Raw genomic sequence first — 17,599 nt, 5'->3', positions numbered from 1 at the left:
CGCATGGGGCGTGCCAGCCGCTCGCGGGGGCGGCGGCAATCGCGCCGGCAGGCTTGCCGGCGCGGGTCCGGGTCACGAAGACGGGAATTGGAGCGACGTGCGCGCGGCACCCGGATCAACGGTGCGTGACGGGGCGTCGCAGACAGTTCGGGCTCGGGATGTCGGGTGTGCGCCGACACTTGGCGCATCGGGCGGCCGCGTCGCCGTCCGGCGCCCGCCTGCTCACCTGCTCGCGTGAGCGCGAGCGCGCGTACGTCAGCGATCGCCGATCGGCGTGCGCGACGTCACTTCACGTAGATCGTGATTTTCTTCGAGTAGACGGGGGGATTGTGCGGCACGTGGTTGGCGTCGCCCATCAGGAGCTGCAGCGTGTGCTTGCCCGGCGGAAGCTCCAGCGTGGTCTCGGTCTCGCCCGCGCCGAAATGCAGGTGATTGCGGTCGGACGGAATCGGCTGGTCCATCGGCGGCAGGTCCGTATCGACCAGCAGGTGATGGTGGCCCGTGTTCGGAAACTGCACGTGCGACGGCGCGACACCCATGTCGCGCAAGCCGAACCACACGCGGAACGGACGTCCGGCCGGCATCACCTGGCCATCGTTGGGCCAGCCGATGTAGACGACGGCCTTCGGGGGATGCGTGCCGGTCTCTGCGGTCGCCGCCCCCGTCCATAGCAGCGTCACGGCAACGGCGAAGAGGATGAGCTTGTTCATGGCGGCAATTCCCGGTTCGGGCGGCAGGCGCGGCATGGCGCGCTACTTGACCGTGATCGTGATCTTCTTCGAGTACACCGGCGGATCGTGCGGCACGTGGTCGTGGTCGCCCATCAGCAGCTGCAGCGTGTGCTTGCCGGGTGGCAGCTCGATGCGCGCCTCGGTTTGACCGGCACCGTAATGGAGGTGATTCCGGTCCGACGGTATCGGCTGGTCCAGCGGCGGGAGATCGGTATCGATGAGCAGATGATGGTGGCCCACGTTGGGCCGCTCGATGCCTTTCGGGCAGATGCCCATGTTGCGCAGGCCCATGCGCACCCAGAACTTGCCGCCCGTGATCGTTGCGCCGTCGGACGGCCAGATGATGTAGGCCTCGGCACCGGGCGGCGAAGTCGTACGCCCGGCGGCGAACGCGATCCTCGGCGCCAGGACGGTGGCGGCCAAAGCCAACAAGGTAGCCCTTCTTCGCATCGTGTTGCTCCTCGCGTGGATGGCGGCGCGCGGCGTCGGACAGTGGAGCGTGTCTAACAGCTTAGGACGTAATCGACAGGAAGGCACATAACGATGTTCCAGGGTAACGGGCCGGCCGCGATGCGCGGATACGTATGTCCGTTTTTTGCAAGACCCGCGGGTGGATCCGGTGATCGCCGCCAGGCGCACGTGCTATCTTGAATGTGTCCCGGCCGCGCCCGTGCCTGCCGCAAGCCGGCATTGCGCTCGCCGCGACCGAACACCCGGCAATGGCTGCGCTCCGCCTTCGGCATCGGGTCCGACGGCGCACCCTGGGGGGCTCAACATGTGGCGAATACTCCTGCCCGCATGCCTGTTTGCGTCGATCTCGGTGGCATCGAGCACGTGCTCCGGCGAGGACATGCATGTTTTTCCCGCACCGCCGTCGGCGTCCGCGCGCGCCCCGTCAGCCGAACCGCGGCGCGTCGCGCTCGTGATCGGCAACGGCGCCTATCGCGATCATCCGCTCGCCAATCCCGTCCATGACGCCGATGCAATGAGCGACGCGCTGCGCGCGCTCGGCTTCGACGTCATCACGTTGCGCAATGCGACCCGGCAGCAGATGCTCGACGGGCTTGCCGCGTTCGAACGCCACGGCTCGGCCGGCGGCACCGGGGTGGTCTATTTCGCGGGCCACGGCGCCAGCGTCGGCGGAGCGACATGGCTCGCGCCGGTCGATGCCGACGTCGGCGCGCCGGCCAGCCTGTCGCGAACGGGTATCGACCTGCAAACCGTGTTCGACGCGACGTCGCGGCCGCGCGGCGACCGGATTGATCTGATCATTCTGGATTCCTGTCTGATCGCGCCTCCCGGTGCCGGCCACGTGGCGGCCCCCGAGCCGCCGCCGCATACGCTCGTCGCATACGCGGCAGCGCCGGGCGCAGGAGCGGCCGACGGTACCGCGCATGGTGTCTACACGGCAGCGCTGCTGCAGACGCTCGCGGTGCCGGGACTCGGGATCGCACAGGTCTTCGACCGTGCCGGCGCGATGGTCGAACGCGCCACCGGGCATCGGCAGACGCCGTGGATCGCGTCTTCCCTGTCCGGTGCGGCAGCGACGTTGGCGTTCACCGGGGCGCGTCGCGCTGGAACCGGCGACGCGCATGCCGGCGGCGGCACGGCGCAACGATCCGACGTGCTGGCGGACGTCGGCGTCGTGGCGCTCGATAGCCGCGGCGTGATGCCGAAAGATAGCGCCGAACAGTACGAAATCACGTTCTGGGAGTCGATCAAGGACAGCAAGGAGGCGGGCGACTACGAAGCCTATCTGAAGACCTACCCGAACGGCCGCTTCGCGCAGTTGGCGCAGGCTCGTCTCGCGCGACTGCGCGCGGCCGCGCCCAAGGCGCCAGCGGCGTCCGCGCCCGCGCAGACGGCGAGCGCCGCGCCGGCCCCCGCCGCCGTTTCGGCTCCGGCTCCGGCTCCTGCGCCGGCGCAGCCCGCGCACACGTCCGGCTCGACGCCGAAAGCGCCGCCGCCCGCTGCCGCGGCGGCCCCGCCGGCACCGCCGCAGAAAGGCGGCGCGACGACCGCCAATGAAATCCACGATTGCCCTGCCTGCCCCGCCATGCTGGCGGTCAGTCCGGGGGCTTTCACGATGGGCAGCAATTCAGGCGATCCGTCGGAAAAACCTGCGCATCGCGTGACGCTCGATCACGCCTTTGCGCTGGCGAAGTACGGCGTGACGGTTGCGCAGTGGAACGCGTGCCGCGATGCAGGCGCCTGCCCGCGCCTGCCCAACGACAGCAACACGGCGGCGAACGCGCCGGTGCGCGACCTGAGTTGGGACGATGCGCAACTGTACGTCAAGTGGCTGTCGAAAATCAGCGGCAAGTCTTACCGGCTGCCGACCGAGGCCGAATGGGAATTCGCGGCCCGTGGCGGCACCGCGACGCGCTACTGGTGGGGCAACGAGATGCGCCCGGGCAACGCCAACTGCAAGGACTGCGGTCAGCCGTGGCATGCCGACGCACCGGACAACGTCGGCTCGTTCGCGGCCAATCCGCTCGGCTTCTACGACATGGGTGGCAGCGTATGGGAATGGGTCAGCGATTGCTGGCACAACTCGTACAGGAATGCGCCTGCCGACGGCCGCTCATGGGACGAGCCGAATTGCCAGGTCCGCGTCATCCGCGGCGGCTCGTGGCGGGATGGTGCAGGCTACATGCCCGTTTCGACACGCTTCAAGTACGACAGCAGCGTACGTTATTCGGCAAACGGGTTTCGTGTGGCGCGGGACTTGAAGTAGGCGGATCTCGGTTCGAGAACGGCCGGCCGCCGCGTGCCGGTCATGCAGATCGATTCGGCCGCCCGGGTTCACGAATCGGCGTGCGAGGAACCGATCCGAAACACCGAGACAGTCGCCTCCAGCTGCCCCGCCTGCTCCCTCAGCGACAGCGCGGCCGCCGACGCCTGCTGAACCAGCGCCGCGTTCTGCTGAGTGACCTGATCCATTTGCGTCACCGCCTGATTCACCTGTTCGATGCCCCTGGACTGCTCGTCGGACGCGGCGGCAATCTCGCCCATCAGCACCTGCACCCGTTGCACCGACGTCAGGATCTCCGACATCGTCCCGGTCGCGCGATCGACCTGTCGCGCACCGGTCTCGACGCGTCTCAGCGAATCCGTAATGAGTTCCTTGATCTCCCGCGACGCCGTGGCGCTGCGCTGGGCGAGCGAGCGCACTTCGCCTGCGACGACCGCGAATCCGCGCCCCTGCTCGCCAGCCCGCGCTGCTTCGACCGCCGCATTCAGCGACAGGATGTTGGTCTGGAATGCAATGCCTTCGATGACGGAGATGATTTCGGCGATCTTGCCAGACGCTTCCGACAGGCCGCGCATCGTGTTCACGACTTCCTGCGCCGCCTGATTGCCCTCTTCGGTCAGCTGCGCCGCGCCTTGCACCACCTGATTCGCCTGCTTCGCGTTCTCGGCATTCTGGCGAACCGTCGAAGTCAGTTGTTCCATCGAGGCGGCCGTTTCTTCCAGCGACGCGGCCTGCTCTTCGGTCCGTTGCGACAGGTCCATGTTGCCGGCCGTGATCTCGCGCGCGGCCGTCTCGATCGAGTGCGCGCCGTCCTGCACCACGCGAATCGTCTGCAGCAGCTTGTGTTGCATCGCCTGCAGGCCGGTCATCAGTTGCCCCATCTCGTCGGTCGAATGGACGTCGATCCGCGTCGTCAGGTCGCCGCCGGCAATCGAGCTGAAATGATCGAGTGCGTGCGCGAGCGGCGCACCGATCGCGCGCTGAAGCGACCACCACGTGAGTACGGCTGCGCCGAGCGTGACCAGAATGCCGGCGATCGCGATCCCGACGAACCAGTGGAAACGCGCCTGCGCGGCATCGAACGTCACGCGCGAGGCCGTCATCTGGATCCGGCCGAGCGCGTCCATCGCGTCTGAGACGTCGATGAACAGCGACGGCGGAATGTGCCGCCAGACGTCGGGGATTTTCGCGGGATCGTGCGCGGCAATGGCGCTGAACATCGGTTCGAGGCCGTTCTCGACGAGCGCGTTGAACTTCGTGTTCGCGTCGGCCGCGAGGCGTGCTTCTTCCGGGCCGGAGAGCCGCAGCGCGCGATACGCGTCCCACGCCTTTTTCGACGCGGCGAGCAGTTCGCGGGACGACGCGGTTTCCTGCGGCACGTCGGGGCCGTCCGGATCGAGCGCGATGCGATACAGCCATAGACGGGTTCTCGACAGCGCGACATTCGCTTGCCCCAGCGCCTCCGATGATGCGAGCCGTTCGGAATAAAGCGTCTTCACGTCGTCGTTGCTGATCGCCACGCCAATCACACCGATGATGCCGCCGATGACGAGCAGTACGCCGAGAAAACCCATCGCCAGCGCCAGCCGGGCGCGAATGCTGAAATTCCTGATCATGATGAGGGAAGCGTTGAGCACGAAGCCGTTGCATGCGACGCATGCGTGTCAAGCCGATCGAAGGCGGCACGTGCGAGACCGATGCCTCGATAACGACCTGAGCGGCGCGTGAATTAGTGCGAAATCGACAAGGAACGCTTCCGGAAACGATGCGTTATGCGCAGAATTTCGGCGTGCTAGGTGAATCGCCGCCCGTCCGGCGTGTGCGGCCGCTTCGTCTGCGAACCGTCGTGAATGAAGCCCCCACCGGCCGCCCGCGAAACCCGCCGCATGGCTTCATGCGAAACCGTGCCGTCACGCCATGCGTACTATCTCGTCGCGCGTCACGAGATGACCGAGGCGCCGCTCGTGACCGCGTTCACGGCGTGGCTGCGCGCGCGCGTCGCGTGATGCGCGCACGTGTTTGCGACGAGGCGGGAAGTCAGGAAACGAGACTCGCGAAATCGTCCCACACCATCACGATGTTCCGCGATCGCCAGATCGGCCCCGCATCGACGTACTCGCCGGCCAGCCGGCCGTTCAACGACGCGTAAAAGGCGATCGCGGCGTCGTTTCCCTTGACGACGCTCAACGCCGCGCCCCGGTACCGCATCGTTTGCAGATGCGTTGCGAGCCGGGCGAGCAGCGTGCGGCCGATGCCGCGACGCTTGAACCCGGGATCGACGTACAGGAACTTGATCTCGCCACGGCCGCCGAAGATCGGCTCCGACGGCGCGCCGGCCGCGCCGATGCCGACGATCGTGCCGTCGGTTTCCGCCACGAGCACCAATTGGTCGCCCGCGTTCGACGCCAGCTTTTCCCGCCATGTCCTGCCGCGATGGCGCTCGTCGAGGACGGCGTGCGCCTGCGCCGGCGCGAGATCGCGATAGGTATGCCGCCAGACCTTGACGTGAAAATCGGCGATCGCCTGCGCATCGTCGAGGTGGGCGGTCCTGACGGATATTACGGACATGGAAGACTCTCTCGGCTGGCTTGGCACGCGCAGGCGCGGCGCACGAGCCGGATTGTCGACGATCGGGGCGACCGTGTCAGCACCGTCGCGAATCAGCGCGCAACCGCTTCCGTGTTCCGGACGCTGCCCAGGAACCGCGTCAGCTCCACCGTCTGCGGCCGCTCGAAAATCTCTTCGGCCGTCCCGCTCTCCCACACCCTGCCCTGGTGCATGAACACGATCCGGTCGCTCACCGCACGCGCGAAGTTCATCTCGTGCGTGACCATGATCAGCGTCATGTCCTCGCGCGCAAGCTGCGCGACGACGCCCAGCACCTCGCCGACGAGCTCGGGATCGAGCGCGGACGTGATTTCGTCGCACAGCAGCACGCTCGGCTTCATCGCGAGCGCACGCGCGATCGCGACGCGCTGCTGCTGGCCGCCCGACAGCTGTTCCGGAAACGCGTCGAACTTGTCGCCGAGGCCGACGCGCTCGAGCATCAGTTCCGCGATCGCGCGCGCCTGCTGGCGATGCGACTTTTTCACGACCGACTGCGCGAGCATCACGTTCTGCCCGGCGCTCAGGTGCGGAAACAGGTTGTACTGCTGGAACACCATGCCGACCTTCAGCCGCAGCGCACGCAGGTCCGCATGCCGCGCATCGACGCGTTCGCCATCGATCGAGATCGTGCCCGCGTCGATGCTCTCGAGTCCGTTGAGCGTGCGCAGCAGCGTGCTCTTGCCCGAGCCGCTGCGGCCGATGATCGAGACGACCTGCCCGCGCTCGACGGAGAAATCGATGCCCTTGAGCACATGATGGGTGCCGAAGTTCTTTTCGAGACCACGGGTTTCAACGAGCGGCATGCCATCTCCTTTGCAACGTGCGCGCATAACGGGTAAGCGGATAACAGAGCGCGAAATAGATCAGCGCGACGAGGCCGTACACGACGAACGGCCGGAACGTCGCGTTCGAGATCGCGATGCCGACCTTCGTCAGCTCGGTGAAGCCGATGATCGACACCAGCGCCGTATCCTTCACGGCCTGCACGCCGAAGCCGACCGTCGGTGCGATCGCGATGCGCGCGGCCTGCGGCAGGATCACGTGACGCAACTGCTCGACGTAGCTCATGGCCAGGCTCGCCGACGCCTCCCACTGCCCTTTCGGCACCGCCTCGACGCAGCCGCGCCAGATTTCGGCGAGATACGCGCTGGTGAAGAACGTGAGCCCCGCGGTGGCCGCGATCCACGGCGGCACGTCGAGCCCGACGAGCGGCAGGCCGAAGAACACGATGAACAGTTGCATCAGCAACGGCGTGCCCTGGAATATCTCGATGTACAGCTTCGCGACGCCGCGCAGCAGCGTCGAGCTCGACACGCGCATCACGAGCAGCCCGAGGCCGACGAGGCCGCCCGACAGGAACGACACGATCGACAGCACGATCGTCCAGCGGGCCGCGAGCAGCAGGTTCGCGAGAATCTGCCCGAACGTGAAGTCGATCATCGCGCACCTCGCACACGGCGGGAGAACAGGCGGCGCCCCATCGAGCCCAGCGTGGCACGCAGCAGCAGCGCCATCGCCAGATACGCGAGCGCGATGACGAAGTACGTCTCGAACGCACGGAAGTTGCGCGACTGAATGTAGCCGGCCGCATAGGTCAGGTCGGCCACCGAGATCTGCGATACGACCGCCGAGCCGAGCATCGTGATCACGATCTGGCTCGACAGCGCCGGAAACACCTTGGCGAGCGCCTGCGGCAGCACGACGTGGCGCAGCATCTGCGCGCGCGACATCGCAAGCGCGGACGCCGCCTCCAGATGTCCTTTCGGGACGGCGGCGACGCCCGCGCGCACGATCTCGACCGAATACGCGCCGAGATTGAGCGTCATCGCGAGGATCGCGGCCGTGTATTCGTCGATGTGCACGCCGAGCGCGGGCAAGCCGAAGAAGATGAAGAACAGCTGGACGACGAACGGCGTGTTGCGGATCGCCTCGACGTACGCGCCGATCAGCGGGCGCAGCCGCACGGCCGCGCGCGCGTCGGCGCTGTACGCGGCCGCGCCGAGCACGCCGAGCGCCACGCCGAGCACGGTCGCGACCGCAGTGAGCGCGAGCGTGATCGCCGCGCCGCTCGCGAACACGCCGGCGTATTCGGCGAGCTCGCCGAATTGAAGCTGGTAGCTCATGACGATTGAGTAAAGTCGGGTTCGGACAACGACACCCGCCGCGCCGGCGATGCCGGCCGCGGCGATGTATCAGGCGACACTGCGATTCGTCACAGTCCGGCCGGCAACGGCTGGCCGAGCCACTTCTTCGACATCGCGCCCAGCGTGCCGTCCTGCTTCGCATGGGCGATCGTGTCGTCGATCTTCGCGAGCAGGCGCGGTTCGTTCTTGTTGACGCCGACGAAGCACGGCGAATTCTTGATCACGAACTTGACCTCGGGCCGGCGCGGCGGATTCTTCGCGAGAATCGCCGCCGCGACGATGTTGCCGGCCGCGATCAGTTGCACCTGCCCCGACAGGAACGCCTGGATCGTCGCGTTGTTGTCCTCGAAGCGCTTGATCGTCGCGTTCGGTGCGAGCTGCGACAGCGCGATCTCCTCGAGCGCGCCGCGAGTGGCGCCGACCGTCTTGCCGTTCAGGTCGGCGGGCGCGCTCACCTTCACGTCGGCCGGCCCGAACACGCCCTGGAAATACGGTGCGTACGCGCTCGAGAAGTCGATGACCTTATCGCGCTCCGGCGTCTTGCCGAGCGACGAGATCACCATGTCGACCTTGTTGGTCGTCAGGTACGGAATCCGGTTCGCACTGTTCACGGGCACCAGCTTCAGCTTCACGCCGAGCGACTTGGCGAGGAGTTCGGCCATGTCGATGTCGTAGCCCTGCGGCTGCATGTCCGTGCCGACCGAGCCGAACGGCGGATAGTCTTCGGGCACCGCGACGCGCAGCGCGCCGTTTTTCGCGATGGTGTCGAGCGCGTCGGCATGCGCCGGCGCAGCGGCGAACAGCGCCATCACGGGGGCGGCGATCAGCGCAGCCAGCCAGGTGCGTCGGGGTAACGGTCGAGTCGTCGGGCTCACGGTGAATCTTCCTTGTCTGGTATGTCGTCGGGCAGCGCGCAACCGTTGCGCGGCCGCGGGTACTCCAGCAAAAACCGGGCCACCGCCGTGAAACGCTTGCCTTACCGGCAGTCGACGGAAATTCCGGCGCACCGCATTCCTCATTTTGGTGCATGAGCCGGCAGCGGCGGCAGCGGTTGCCCCCGCAGTGCGCGCCGGCGCACCAAATTACCTAACTGGTTCATTCCGCGAAGCGGGGCCGGTGCATGGGGCGCATGCCGGTTCCTGGGCATTGATCCGGGACGCCACGATCGGCGAATCGCAATCGGCACTGCGTCACGCGGCACGGTCGGGGGGCGCCATAAACCAGACGAATCGCCGCCCGTCGAACGCATCGCCGCCGCGACTGATCGAAGACGTCGACGTGACCGCATCCGGCCCCGGGGACCACGAAGACAAACGCGCTTGACGAAAGTCAAACCCGTGAAGCAGGCACGTGCAAAAAATTGCGTATGCAGGATCGCCGATTGCCACCGGGAGACATTCATGAGCGCCAGCACTTCCCCCTTCCAGACGGCACCCGCGCTCCAGCGGGTGCTGATCGCCATCGACGGTTCCACCGCATCCGATCAGGCGCTGGCGTATGCCAGGGCGTTCGTTCCACCGAATGCATCGGTACGCATCGTCAGCGTTGCGGATAGTCCGCGCACACTCGTCCCGCGCGGGTCGAGATCCGCGGCGTTTCTCGAATCGGCCCGCGACGAATTGCTGCGAGACGCATCCGACGTGCTGTCGCGCGCCCGAAGCGCAATGGCGCGCGACGACATCGCGCTCGACACGGAAGTCGTCGACCTGTCCACGCACGGCGGGGATATCGCGCATGCGCTGGCCGACAGTGCGCAAGCCTGGCAGGCCGAACTCGTGATCGTCGGGGCACGCCAGCATCACGGCCTGCGCGCGTGGATCGAAGGAACGGTTTCCGGCCCGCTCGGCACGCTCGTCGGCTGCCCGCTGCTAATCGTGCCGGAAGGTTTCGGGTCGGTGGCCGAGCGCCTGCCGCGGCGGATGCTGTTCGCCGTCGACGGGAGCCCGATTGCGCTTCACGCATTGCGAACGGGATTGAAATTCTCGTGGCCCGACACCGAATTTCGGGCGATATACGTGCTCGATCGCGCCACGCAGCTGGGTGATTTCGTCCCCGTCGAGACGCTGGAAAAGGCGTTGCTTGGCGAAGGCAATCACGCACTGCAAAAAGCCATGGCCCTGCTCGACGGCATCCCCGCCGGGCGCTCGCAGTCGCAGCTGATCGAAACGGATCGAACGGGCGAAGACGTGCCTCACCTGATCGTGCACGACGCGATCGAATGGAATGCGGACTTGATCGTCATGGGTACGCATGGGCGGCGCGGCGCCACGCGCTGGCTGCTCGGCAGCGTGGCCGGACGCGTTGCGCGCATCACGAAAACGCCGGTCCTGCTCGTGAGTGCGCCGCGTGCATGACGCGCTTCGTCGTCACGCATCCGCTCCGACGGCGTGGAACAGTTCCTCCTCCTGAGCGCAATGCAGGCGTACGATCGCTTCCAGCCCGTACAGCAGGCGTTGTATCGCCTGCACCTGCGTGGCGTTCGCCGCATCGCCCGGCAGGTCCGCGACCATCTGCCGGAGCGATCGAACCATCTTGAAGATCTCCCGGTGCGCGCTGCTCATCGCCGCCAGCGGGTCCTCGCCACCGAGCATCGGCGCGAGGCGCGCGTAGACGTCCCGATCGTCGGCGCGTTCGTGCGGCAGCAGCCGTTCGTCGAGCGAGTCGATCAGGCGGACAAGCTCGCTGGCGATGGCGGCCCCGGACAGGTGCGGCAGGCGATCCGCGAGATCCCTGATCTGGTCCAGCAACGGTGACAATGCCGTGTGCTCGCGCTTGAGTTGCTCGACGTCGACATCCGCGAGCCGGGCGTCCGTCGGCCTCGGGCGAACCAGCAATACGCGCAACGCATTGACGATGACGGCGACGTCGATGACTTCCTGAATCACCGCGCCGGCAATCGGCGGCAGGAATCCGGCCGCCGCAATCGTCATCGCGACGATCGACAGCGACATGCCGGCCACCACGCTCTCGAGCGCGATCCGGCGCGAGCGTCGGGCGATTCGCATCGCATCCACGAGCCGATCGAGCCGATCCACCAGCAGAACCACGTCGGCCGCTTCGGATGACGCGGCCGCGCCCCGCGCGCCCATCGCGATACCGACGTCGGCCGCCGCCAGCGCCGGCGCGTCGTTCACGCCGTCGCCGACCATGATCGTCACGCCTTCCTTGCGCGCGGCCTGGATGGCGGCGAGCTTGTCCGTCGGCGTCTGCTCGGCGCGCACGTCGGTGACGCCCAGCAACTCGCCGACGGCCTGGGCGATGTCGCGCCGGTCGCCGGTCAGCATGACGAGGCGCGCGACGCCTTCGCGTTTCAGCAGCCGCAGCGCCCGCGGCGTTTCCAGCCGCACCTGGTCGGCCATCTGGATCGCGCCGATCATCACACCGTCGATACCGACGAACACGGCAGCCCCGCCCTCGTTGCCGACCCGTTTCAGGAACGCGTCGCTCCACGGGGCGGCCGTCGAGCAGGCGCGGACGTACCCGAACTTGCCGATCGCGACGGCCCGGCCGTCGACCCGGCCCGTCACGCCCTCGCCCGCCGTTTCCACGACGACCGACGGCGGCGACAGCGTGATCCGGCGCTCCCGCGCGGCGACCGTCAGCGCATCCGAAATGACGTGCCCCGAAGCCTGGGCCAACGACGCGGCGAAATGCAGCACATCGTCCGTGCCGACGTCCGCGCCGCATTCGATCGCAACGATGCGGGCGCGCCCTCCCGTCAGCGTCCCGGTCTTGTCGAAGAACAGGATCGTCGCTTGCGCGAGTCGTTCCAGCGCGCCCCCGCCCTTGACCAGGATGCCGCGTTTCGAACAGCGCGACATGCCGGACACGATGGCGACCGGGACGGCGAGGATCAACGGACACGGCGTGGCCACGACGAGCACGGCGAGCGCGCGTGCGACATCCCCGGCCAGCAGCCAGGCGATGCCCGCGACGAGCAGCGAAGCGAGTACGAAGAACGCGGCATAGCGATCCGCGAGACGCACGGACGGGCTGCGCTCGCGCTGCGCGCGTGCGACCAGGCGGACGATACCGGCAAACGTGCTGTCACCCGCCGTCGTGCGGGCCACCATTTCGAACGGCGCGCCGGCGTTGACCACGCCGCTGCAGGCGCTTTCTCCGGAGCGTCGCCGCTGCGTGGACGACTCGCCCGTCAACATGGATTCGTCGAGTTCCGCATCGTCGGTCAAGGTGCCGTCGACCGGCACGAATTCGCCGCTTCGCACGAGCAGCCTGTCACCGGGAACGAGCGTTTCCACGCCAACGGAACGCCACTCACCGTTCTCGAACCGGGTTGCCTGCCGAGGGGCACGGCCGAGCAGCGCGGTCATCTCGCGTTGCGCGCGGTCTTGCGCATACCGCTCCAGCGTCCGCCCGCTGGCCAGCATCAACGCAATGACCGCGGCGGTCAGCGTCTCGTCGAGCGCGATCGCCAGGCCGATCGCCAGCCATGCGAGTACATCGATGCCGGCTTGCCGTCTCGCCACGGCCCTGGCAACGGATACCGTCAACGCGAGCAGGACCGGCAGCGCACCGACCAGCCAGACGACGCGCGCGAACGAAGGCAGGCCGAACGCAACGCACACGCCTCCTGCGGCGAGCGTGACCGCCGCCAGAACCAGCAACACGAGATCGATCGACCAGCGGATTCGCGACATGACGATTGTTCCGATCGCCGCGCATGGCGGCGTTCGCCGCATCCGGTTCGGGTTGCGGTTGCGGACGGCGTGGCACCAGTCTAGGAAACGCCGCGGCTCGACCGTTGACATGGGTCAGCACGACGCGCCTCCCGCGACATGCCGGCGCGGCGCGCGGCTTGACGTGAATCAAGCCGTCAGCCACTTTCCTCAGCAAAATTGAATCGTGAAACCGGATGGCCCGGAGTCGATATCGTGCTGACGCTGGCGGTACTCTTTCTGCTGATTCTGCTGCTGAATCTCATGCCGGCATTCGCCCCGCCCACCTGGATGGCGATGTCGTGGGTCGGCTTCAACCTGCCGGACGGCAATCCGTTCATCTTTGCCGTCGTGGCGGCCGGCGCGGCCACGACCGGCCGCGTGATCCTGGCGACCTTCGCACGATCGCTCGTCCGCTCCCGCTGGATACGCGAATCGGATCGCGAGAATATCGACGTCGCCACACGCTGGCTGCGAAAGCACCGAACGCTCACCGCCGGCGCGTTCTTCTTCTATGCATTGAGCCCGCTTCCGTCGAACTATCTGTTCATCGCGTACGGACTGTCCGGGTTGCCGCTCAGAATCATCGCGGCGGCCTTCTTCATCGGCCGCGCAACCACCTATGCGATCTGGGCGCATCTCGGCCGCTTCGCGTCGACCCGGCTCGACCTGGAATCCGAACTCGAAGGCACTTATCTCGGCGGATACTTCATCGTCACGCAACTGGTGTTGCTCGGCCTCGTATTCGTGTTGATGAAGCTCGACTGGCGCGCGCTCGTCAACGAACGTCGGTTGACGTTCCGGCGCGGCCATCATCCGCGCGGTTCCGATTGACGTTCGCGTATGCGCGAAGCGCGAAACGGCTGCGGCGGCCGGCCGTTGCGTCCTATCGGCCGCGAATTCCGGGCATCACTTCGGCAACGCTTTCCCGCATGCGCGGATCGACGTGCGTCATCACGTTCAGGACGCGGTGATGCCTCATCACGCGCGCACGCGCGTCCACGGCGATGTCGTGCCCTTGCGCAACGCTGAGCTCGGCGTCGATGTCGAGATGCACGTCGACGAGGATCAGATCGCCGGTCTTGCGCGTGCGCAGGTCGTGTACGTCGAGCACGCCCGGCGTCGCGAGCAGCGTCGCGCGGATCGCCCGAACGTCTTCGGCGTCGGCCGCGCGGTCCATCAAGTCGTGCAACGCGTTCCAGCCGAACGTGGCGCCCATTTTCACGATCATCCCGCCGACGATCAGCGCGGCGACGGGATCGAGCAGCGGATAGCCGAACAGGTTGCCGACGATGCCGCAGGCGACCACCAGCGACGATGCGGCATCCGAACGCGCATGCCATGCGTTGGCAACCAGCATGCTCGATTTCACCCGTGTTGCCACGGCAAGCATGTAACGGAACAGGCTTTCCTTCGCGACGAGCGCGATGACCGCCACCCAGAGCGCGGCGACGTGGACGCGCGCGATCGTTTCCGGATGCTCGAGTTTACCGATCGCGGACCACAGCATCCCGCCGCCGACCAGCAGCAGGATCGCCGCAAGCGCGAGCGAAGCGCCGGTTTCGAAGCGCTGATGTCCGTAAGGATGCTGTTCGTCGCCAGGCTTGCGGCTATGGTGACCGGCCAGCAGCACGACGAAATCCGCGATCAGATCGGATAACGAATGAATGCCGTCCGCCACGAGCCCCTGCGATCGGGACAGGATGCCGATCGCCACCTGTCCGGTGCTCAGCGCGAGGTTGACCGCCACGCTCACCCAGGTGCTTCGGGTCGCGGCCGCGGCCATCGCGGGCGTCGCTTCCGCGATGGTTTCAGGAACAACGTCGAGGTTGGTTGGCATCACGATTCAGGTTACGTACCAGGATTGAAGGATCGATCGGATTCGGGAAGTCGCGGGCAACCGGGGCCGCCCACGTGGCACGCCTGCGCCCGACGCGTTGGTACTGCGACGTGGAATGATGCGTTGCACGTCTGACAGACGTCTGACAGCTGCGTGTCTGCGGCATGGATTCGATGGTATTGGCGGTCACTCCGGGGTACTTGATCTGAGGCAAAGGATCGCCCCCCGTTTTGCGTACCGTTGAATCCATGCAAGCGACCTGGAGACCGTCATGTCCAGAGCAAACAGGTTCACAGTTTCGTGCCTGCTCGGCGTGGCGATCGCGATCGCGTCCGGTCTGGCCGATGCCCAGCCACGTCAACCGGCTAGCGATCCCGCCGTCGAGTGGCGCGGCATGATGTACGGCAGCCAGCTGATGACGCCTGCCGAGCGGAACGCATACCGCACCCGCATGCTCGCCGCGAAATCGGATGCCGAGCGCGAGAAAATTCGCGCGCAGCACCACGCCGAGATGCAAAAACGTGCGAAGGCGCGCGGCATCACGCTGCCTGACGCTCCCCCCATGAGGGGCATGCACGGCGGGCAAGGCATGGGCATGGGTATGGGCTACATGCACGGCCAGCCTGGCGGCCCTGCAAGCGGCGCTACCGGCCAGTGATCGTGCGGTTCGGCGTGTTCGGTGACGAACACGCCATTCCGGCCGCGACCGACCGCTCCCGTGACCTCCGGCCGTGCATTGAACGCGTGCAGTCTGATCCGCGACGTGCATGATCGACTAGCGCCCGGCCGCAGCGGCAGCATCGACAGGCGGCCACGAAACGGCCACGCGCAGTCCGCCGAACGCGGGCGATCGATCCACCTGGATGTCGGCCTCGTGCGCCGCTGCGATTCGCCGCAGGATCGACCAGCCGAGGCCGCTCCCGCCCGGCCGGGTTCCCGCCGGCCGAAAGAACCGTTCGCCCAGCCTGCGCAGATCGGCGTCGCCGATGCCCGGGCCGCTGTCCTCAACCCGCAGCACGGTGCGCCGGTCTCGTTGGCCGACGGAAACGGTGATGCACGCCAGCGGCGGGCTGTAGCGAATCGCGTTGTCGACCAGATTGCGCACCATCGCCGCGAGCAAGGCTTCGTTGCCGGCGACGATACATGGCGACGGCGCATCGAACTCCAGCTTCTGCTGCTTCCCGATCGACTGTGGCGCGGCCTCCGCGACCACCGCTTTCGCCAGGGCCGATACATCGACCGGTGCGCGCTCCGCCAGTGCGCCCGCATCGAGACGGGAAAGCAGCAGGAGCTGGTCGACCAGACGCGCCGCGCGGTCGCACCCTTCGAGCACGCCCCGCAACGCGTGCCGGCGCCGCTCGTCATGGCGCTCCGCCAATGCAACCTGCGCCTGCGCCTTGACGGCCGCGATCGGCGTACGCAACTCGTGCGCGGCATCGGCGGTGAATCGGCGCTCCGCGTCCATCACGGCACGAATCCGCTCGAACAGGCCGTTCAGCGCATCCAGCATCGGCCGCATCTCGAGCGGCGTCCGGTCCAGCCGGATCGTGTCGAGCGCCTGCGGATTGCGCTTCGCCAGCGTTCGCCCGAACTCGCGCAGCGGTGCCGTGCCGCGACGAACCGCCCAGCCGATGGCCAGCACCAGCAACGGCAAGGCAGCCGCCATCGGCCAGAATGCGCTGCGCATGACGGCGCCCAGGATCGCCTTGCGTGATTCGATTCGTTCGCCCACGAATACCTGAACGTCGCCGCGCACGCCGTGCACGACGAATACCCGCCATGCATTCCCGTCGATCACGACGGTCCAGAATCCGGAGGCCCGATCGCGCGCGGTCAGCTCGGGCGCCACCATCGGCCGCGACGGCGCGTTTTCGGAATGCAGGCCGAGCCGGCCTTCATGAAACACCTGAAAGGCGACACGGGGGCCGTATGGATGAAGGATCGGCGCGTCGATCGCATGGTCGTCGTCATCCGGCCCGCGCGCCTGTTGCGCGACGAGCAGTGCCGCCGCCTGCGCGAGGTGGCCGTCGAGCAGCCGGTCGATCTCGCGCCGCGCATCGAGCCAGGTCAGCAGCAGCGTCGACAGCCAGACAGCCAGGACCACGGCCGGCACGAGCGTCAGCAGCCGGCCGTGCAGCGAGCGCGCGGGCAGCAAGGCTTTCATGCAGCGTCCCGCATGAGCACGTAGCCCACGCCGCGAACCGTCCGGATCAGCTCGCTGCCGAGCTTCGCACGCAGGCGATGGATGTGCACCTCGACGGCGTTGCTTTCCACCTCCTGCCCCCAGCTGTACAGATACTGCTCGATCTGCTCGCGCGACAGGACCCGGCCTGCATTCAGCATCAGGATGTGCAGCAGGTCGAACTCGCGCGTGGACAGCGCAACGGCCACGCCGGCGCGGCGGGCGGTTCGCGACGCGGGCTCCAGCTCGACGTCCCGCGCATGGAGCCGCTCCGCCGGCCGGCCGTGGGCGCGCCGGACCAGCGCTCTCAGGCGCGCGCCGAGTTCGTACAGGTCGACGGGCTTGACCACGTAGTCGTCGGCGCCCCCGTCGAGCGCCCTGATGCGGTCGGGCACGGCATCGCGCGCGGTCAGGATCAGGATCGGCAACGCTATGCCGTCGCGACGAATGCGCTGCAGGACGTCCATGCCGTCCACGAGCGGCAACCCGAGATCGAGGACCGCCGCGGCATGCGCATGCGCGCGCAGTTCGCGCTGGGCCGCGTCGCCGTCGCGTACCCAGTCGACCCGGAACCCTTGCTGGCGCAATCCGGCACGGATCCCGTCACCGAGCAGGACATCGTCTTCCACGAGCAGGATGCGCACGATCGAGCACTCCGCCTGCG

The 17,599-nt window shown here is 67.3% G+C and carries 16 protein-coding genes and 1 pseudogene; 5 read left to right on the top strand and 12 right to left on the bottom strand.

All coding sequences use genetic code 11. The annotated features are described in order from the left end of the window. Window positions 1-284: 284 nt before the first annotated feature. Both DID98_RS05475 and DID98_RS05470 read right to left on the bottom strand, forming a co-directional pair. Window positions 285-710 carry a DUF4399 domain-containing protein gene (locus tag DID98_RS05475; protein ID WP_124485920.1) on the bottom strand — a complete coding sequence of 142 codons (426 nt, stop codon included), beginning with the start codon at window positions 708-710 and terminating at the stop codon, window positions 285-287. A gap of 42 nt (window positions 711-752) precedes the next feature. Further along, on the bottom strand, window positions 753-1,181 hold the full coding sequence (locus DID98_RS05470; RefSeq protein WP_124485919.1) for a DUF4399 domain-containing protein: 429 nt from the start codon (window positions 1,179-1,181) through the stop codon (window positions 753-755). Window positions 1,182-1,506: 325 nt separating this feature from the next. On the opposite strand from DID98_RS05470, the pseudogene DID98_RS36600 reads away from it, so the two are divergent. Then, window positions 1,507-2,205 (top strand): annotated as a pseudogene (locus DID98_RS36600) (caspase domain-containing protein); the annotation flags it as partial. A 3-nt stretch (window positions 2,206-2,208) separates the two neighbouring features. Continuing rightward, window positions 2,209-3,468 carry a formylglycine-generating enzyme family protein gene (locus tag DID98_RS36595; RefSeq protein WP_409362333.1) on the top strand — a complete coding sequence of 420 codons (1,260 nt, stop codon included), beginning with the start codon at window positions 2,209-2,211 and terminating at the stop codon, window positions 3,466-3,468. A gap of 68 nt (window positions 3,469-3,536) precedes the next feature. Here DID98_RS36595 and DID98_RS05460 read toward each other — a convergent pair whose 3' ends face one another. The 6 genes from DID98_RS05460 to DID98_RS05430 form a co-directional block, all read right to left on the bottom strand. Continuing rightward, window positions 3,537-5,102 (bottom strand): methyl-accepting chemotaxis protein, encoded by a 1,566-nt coding sequence (locus DID98_RS05460; protein WP_124570407.1) that lies wholly within the window; start codon window positions 5,100-5,102, stop codon window positions 3,537-3,539. A gap of 421 nt (window positions 5,103-5,523) precedes the next feature. Then, window positions 5,524-6,081 (bottom strand): GNAT family N-acetyltransferase, encoded by a 558-nt coding sequence (locus DID98_RS05450; protein WP_260428045.1) that lies wholly within the window; start codon window positions 6,079-6,081, stop codon window positions 5,524-5,526. 65 nt (window positions 6,082-6,146) lie between these two features. Further along, window positions 6,147-6,896, bottom strand: a complete 750-nt coding sequence (locus DID98_RS05445) for an amino acid ABC transporter ATP-binding protein (RefSeq protein WP_044846549.1) — start codon at window positions 6,894-6,896, stop codon at window positions 6,147-6,149. Then, entirely contained in the window at window positions 6,883-7,533 is a 651-nt protein-coding gene (locus tag DID98_RS05440; protein ID WP_124519822.1) for an amino acid ABC transporter permease, read from the bottom strand. Before DID98_RS05440 ends, DID98_RS05445 begins: the two co-directional genes overlap by 14 nt. Continuing rightward, complete coding sequence (locus DID98_RS05435; protein WP_044846547.1) at window positions 7,530-8,216, bottom strand: amino acid ABC transporter permease; 687 nt, start codon at window positions 8,214-8,216, stop codon at window positions 7,530-7,532. Before DID98_RS05435 ends, DID98_RS05440 begins: the two co-directional genes overlap by 4 nt. Window positions 8,217-8,305: 89 nt before the next feature. After that, the gene (locus tag DID98_RS05430; RefSeq protein WP_124570406.1) at window positions 8,306-9,112 is read right to left on the bottom strand and encodes a transporter substrate-binding domain-containing protein; all 807 of its coding nucleotides are present in this window, start codon (window positions 9,110-9,112) and stop codon (window positions 8,306-8,308) included. A gap of 525 nt (window positions 9,113-9,637) precedes the next feature. Here DID98_RS05430 and DID98_RS05420 point away from each other — a divergent pair. After that, entirely contained in the window at window positions 9,638-10,591 is a 954-nt protein-coding gene (locus DID98_RS05420) for a universal stress protein (RefSeq protein ID WP_124570404.1), read from the top strand. A 12-nt stretch (window positions 10,592-10,603) separates the two neighbouring features. Here the strand turns inward: DID98_RS05420 and DID98_RS05415 are convergent, their stop codons facing one another. Then, on the bottom strand, window positions 10,604-12,895 hold the full coding sequence (locus DID98_RS05415; RefSeq protein ID WP_124570403.1) for a heavy metal translocating P-type ATPase: 2,292 nt from the start codon (window positions 12,893-12,895) through the stop codon (window positions 10,604-10,606). A gap of 234 nt (window positions 12,896-13,129) precedes the next feature. Between DID98_RS05415 and DID98_RS05410 the strand changes: the two genes are divergently transcribed. Continuing rightward, on the top strand, window positions 13,130-13,747 hold the full coding sequence (locus DID98_RS05410) for a VTT domain-containing protein (RefSeq protein WP_124570402.1): 618 nt from the start codon (window positions 13,130-13,132) through the stop codon (window positions 13,745-13,747). Window positions 13,748-13,799: 52 nt separating this feature from the next. Here DID98_RS05410 and DID98_RS05405 read toward each other — a convergent pair whose 3' ends face one another. Next, complete coding sequence (locus DID98_RS05405; RefSeq protein ID WP_124570401.1) at window positions 13,800-14,753, bottom strand: cation diffusion facilitator family transporter; 954 nt, start codon at window positions 14,751-14,753, stop codon at window positions 13,800-13,802. Between the two features lie 271 nt (window positions 14,754-15,024). Between DID98_RS05405 and DID98_RS05400 the strand changes: the two genes are divergently transcribed. Next, window positions 15,025-15,411, top strand: coding sequence for a hypothetical protein (locus DID98_RS05400; protein ID WP_124519809.1), 387 nt, complete (start codon window positions 15,025-15,027; stop codon window positions 15,409-15,411). A 117-nt stretch (window positions 15,412-15,528) separates the two neighbouring features. On the opposite strand, the gene DID98_RS05395 is transcribed toward DID98_RS05400, so the two are convergent. After that, the gene (locus DID98_RS05395) at window positions 15,529-16,917 is read right to left on the bottom strand and encodes an ATP-binding protein (protein ID WP_124570400.1); all 1,389 of its coding nucleotides are present in this window, start codon (window positions 16,915-16,917) and stop codon (window positions 15,529-15,531) included. Next, window positions 16,914-17,579: a response regulator gene (locus tag DID98_RS05390; RefSeq protein ID WP_124570399.1), complete on the bottom strand. Its 666-nt coding sequence runs from the start codon at window positions 17,577-17,579 to the stop codon at window positions 16,914-16,916. The genes DID98_RS05395 and DID98_RS05390 overlap by 4 nt, the downstream gene beginning before the upstream one ends. Window positions 17,580-17,599: the final 20 nt, after the last annotated feature.

The sequence above is a fragment of the Burkholderia sp. Bp8984 genome, assembly GCF_003853755.1.
Lineage (GTDB): Bacteria > Pseudomonadota > Gammaproteobacteria > Burkholderiales > Burkholderiaceae > Burkholderia.
This window is presented reverse-complemented; position numbering and strand designations above follow the sequence as displayed.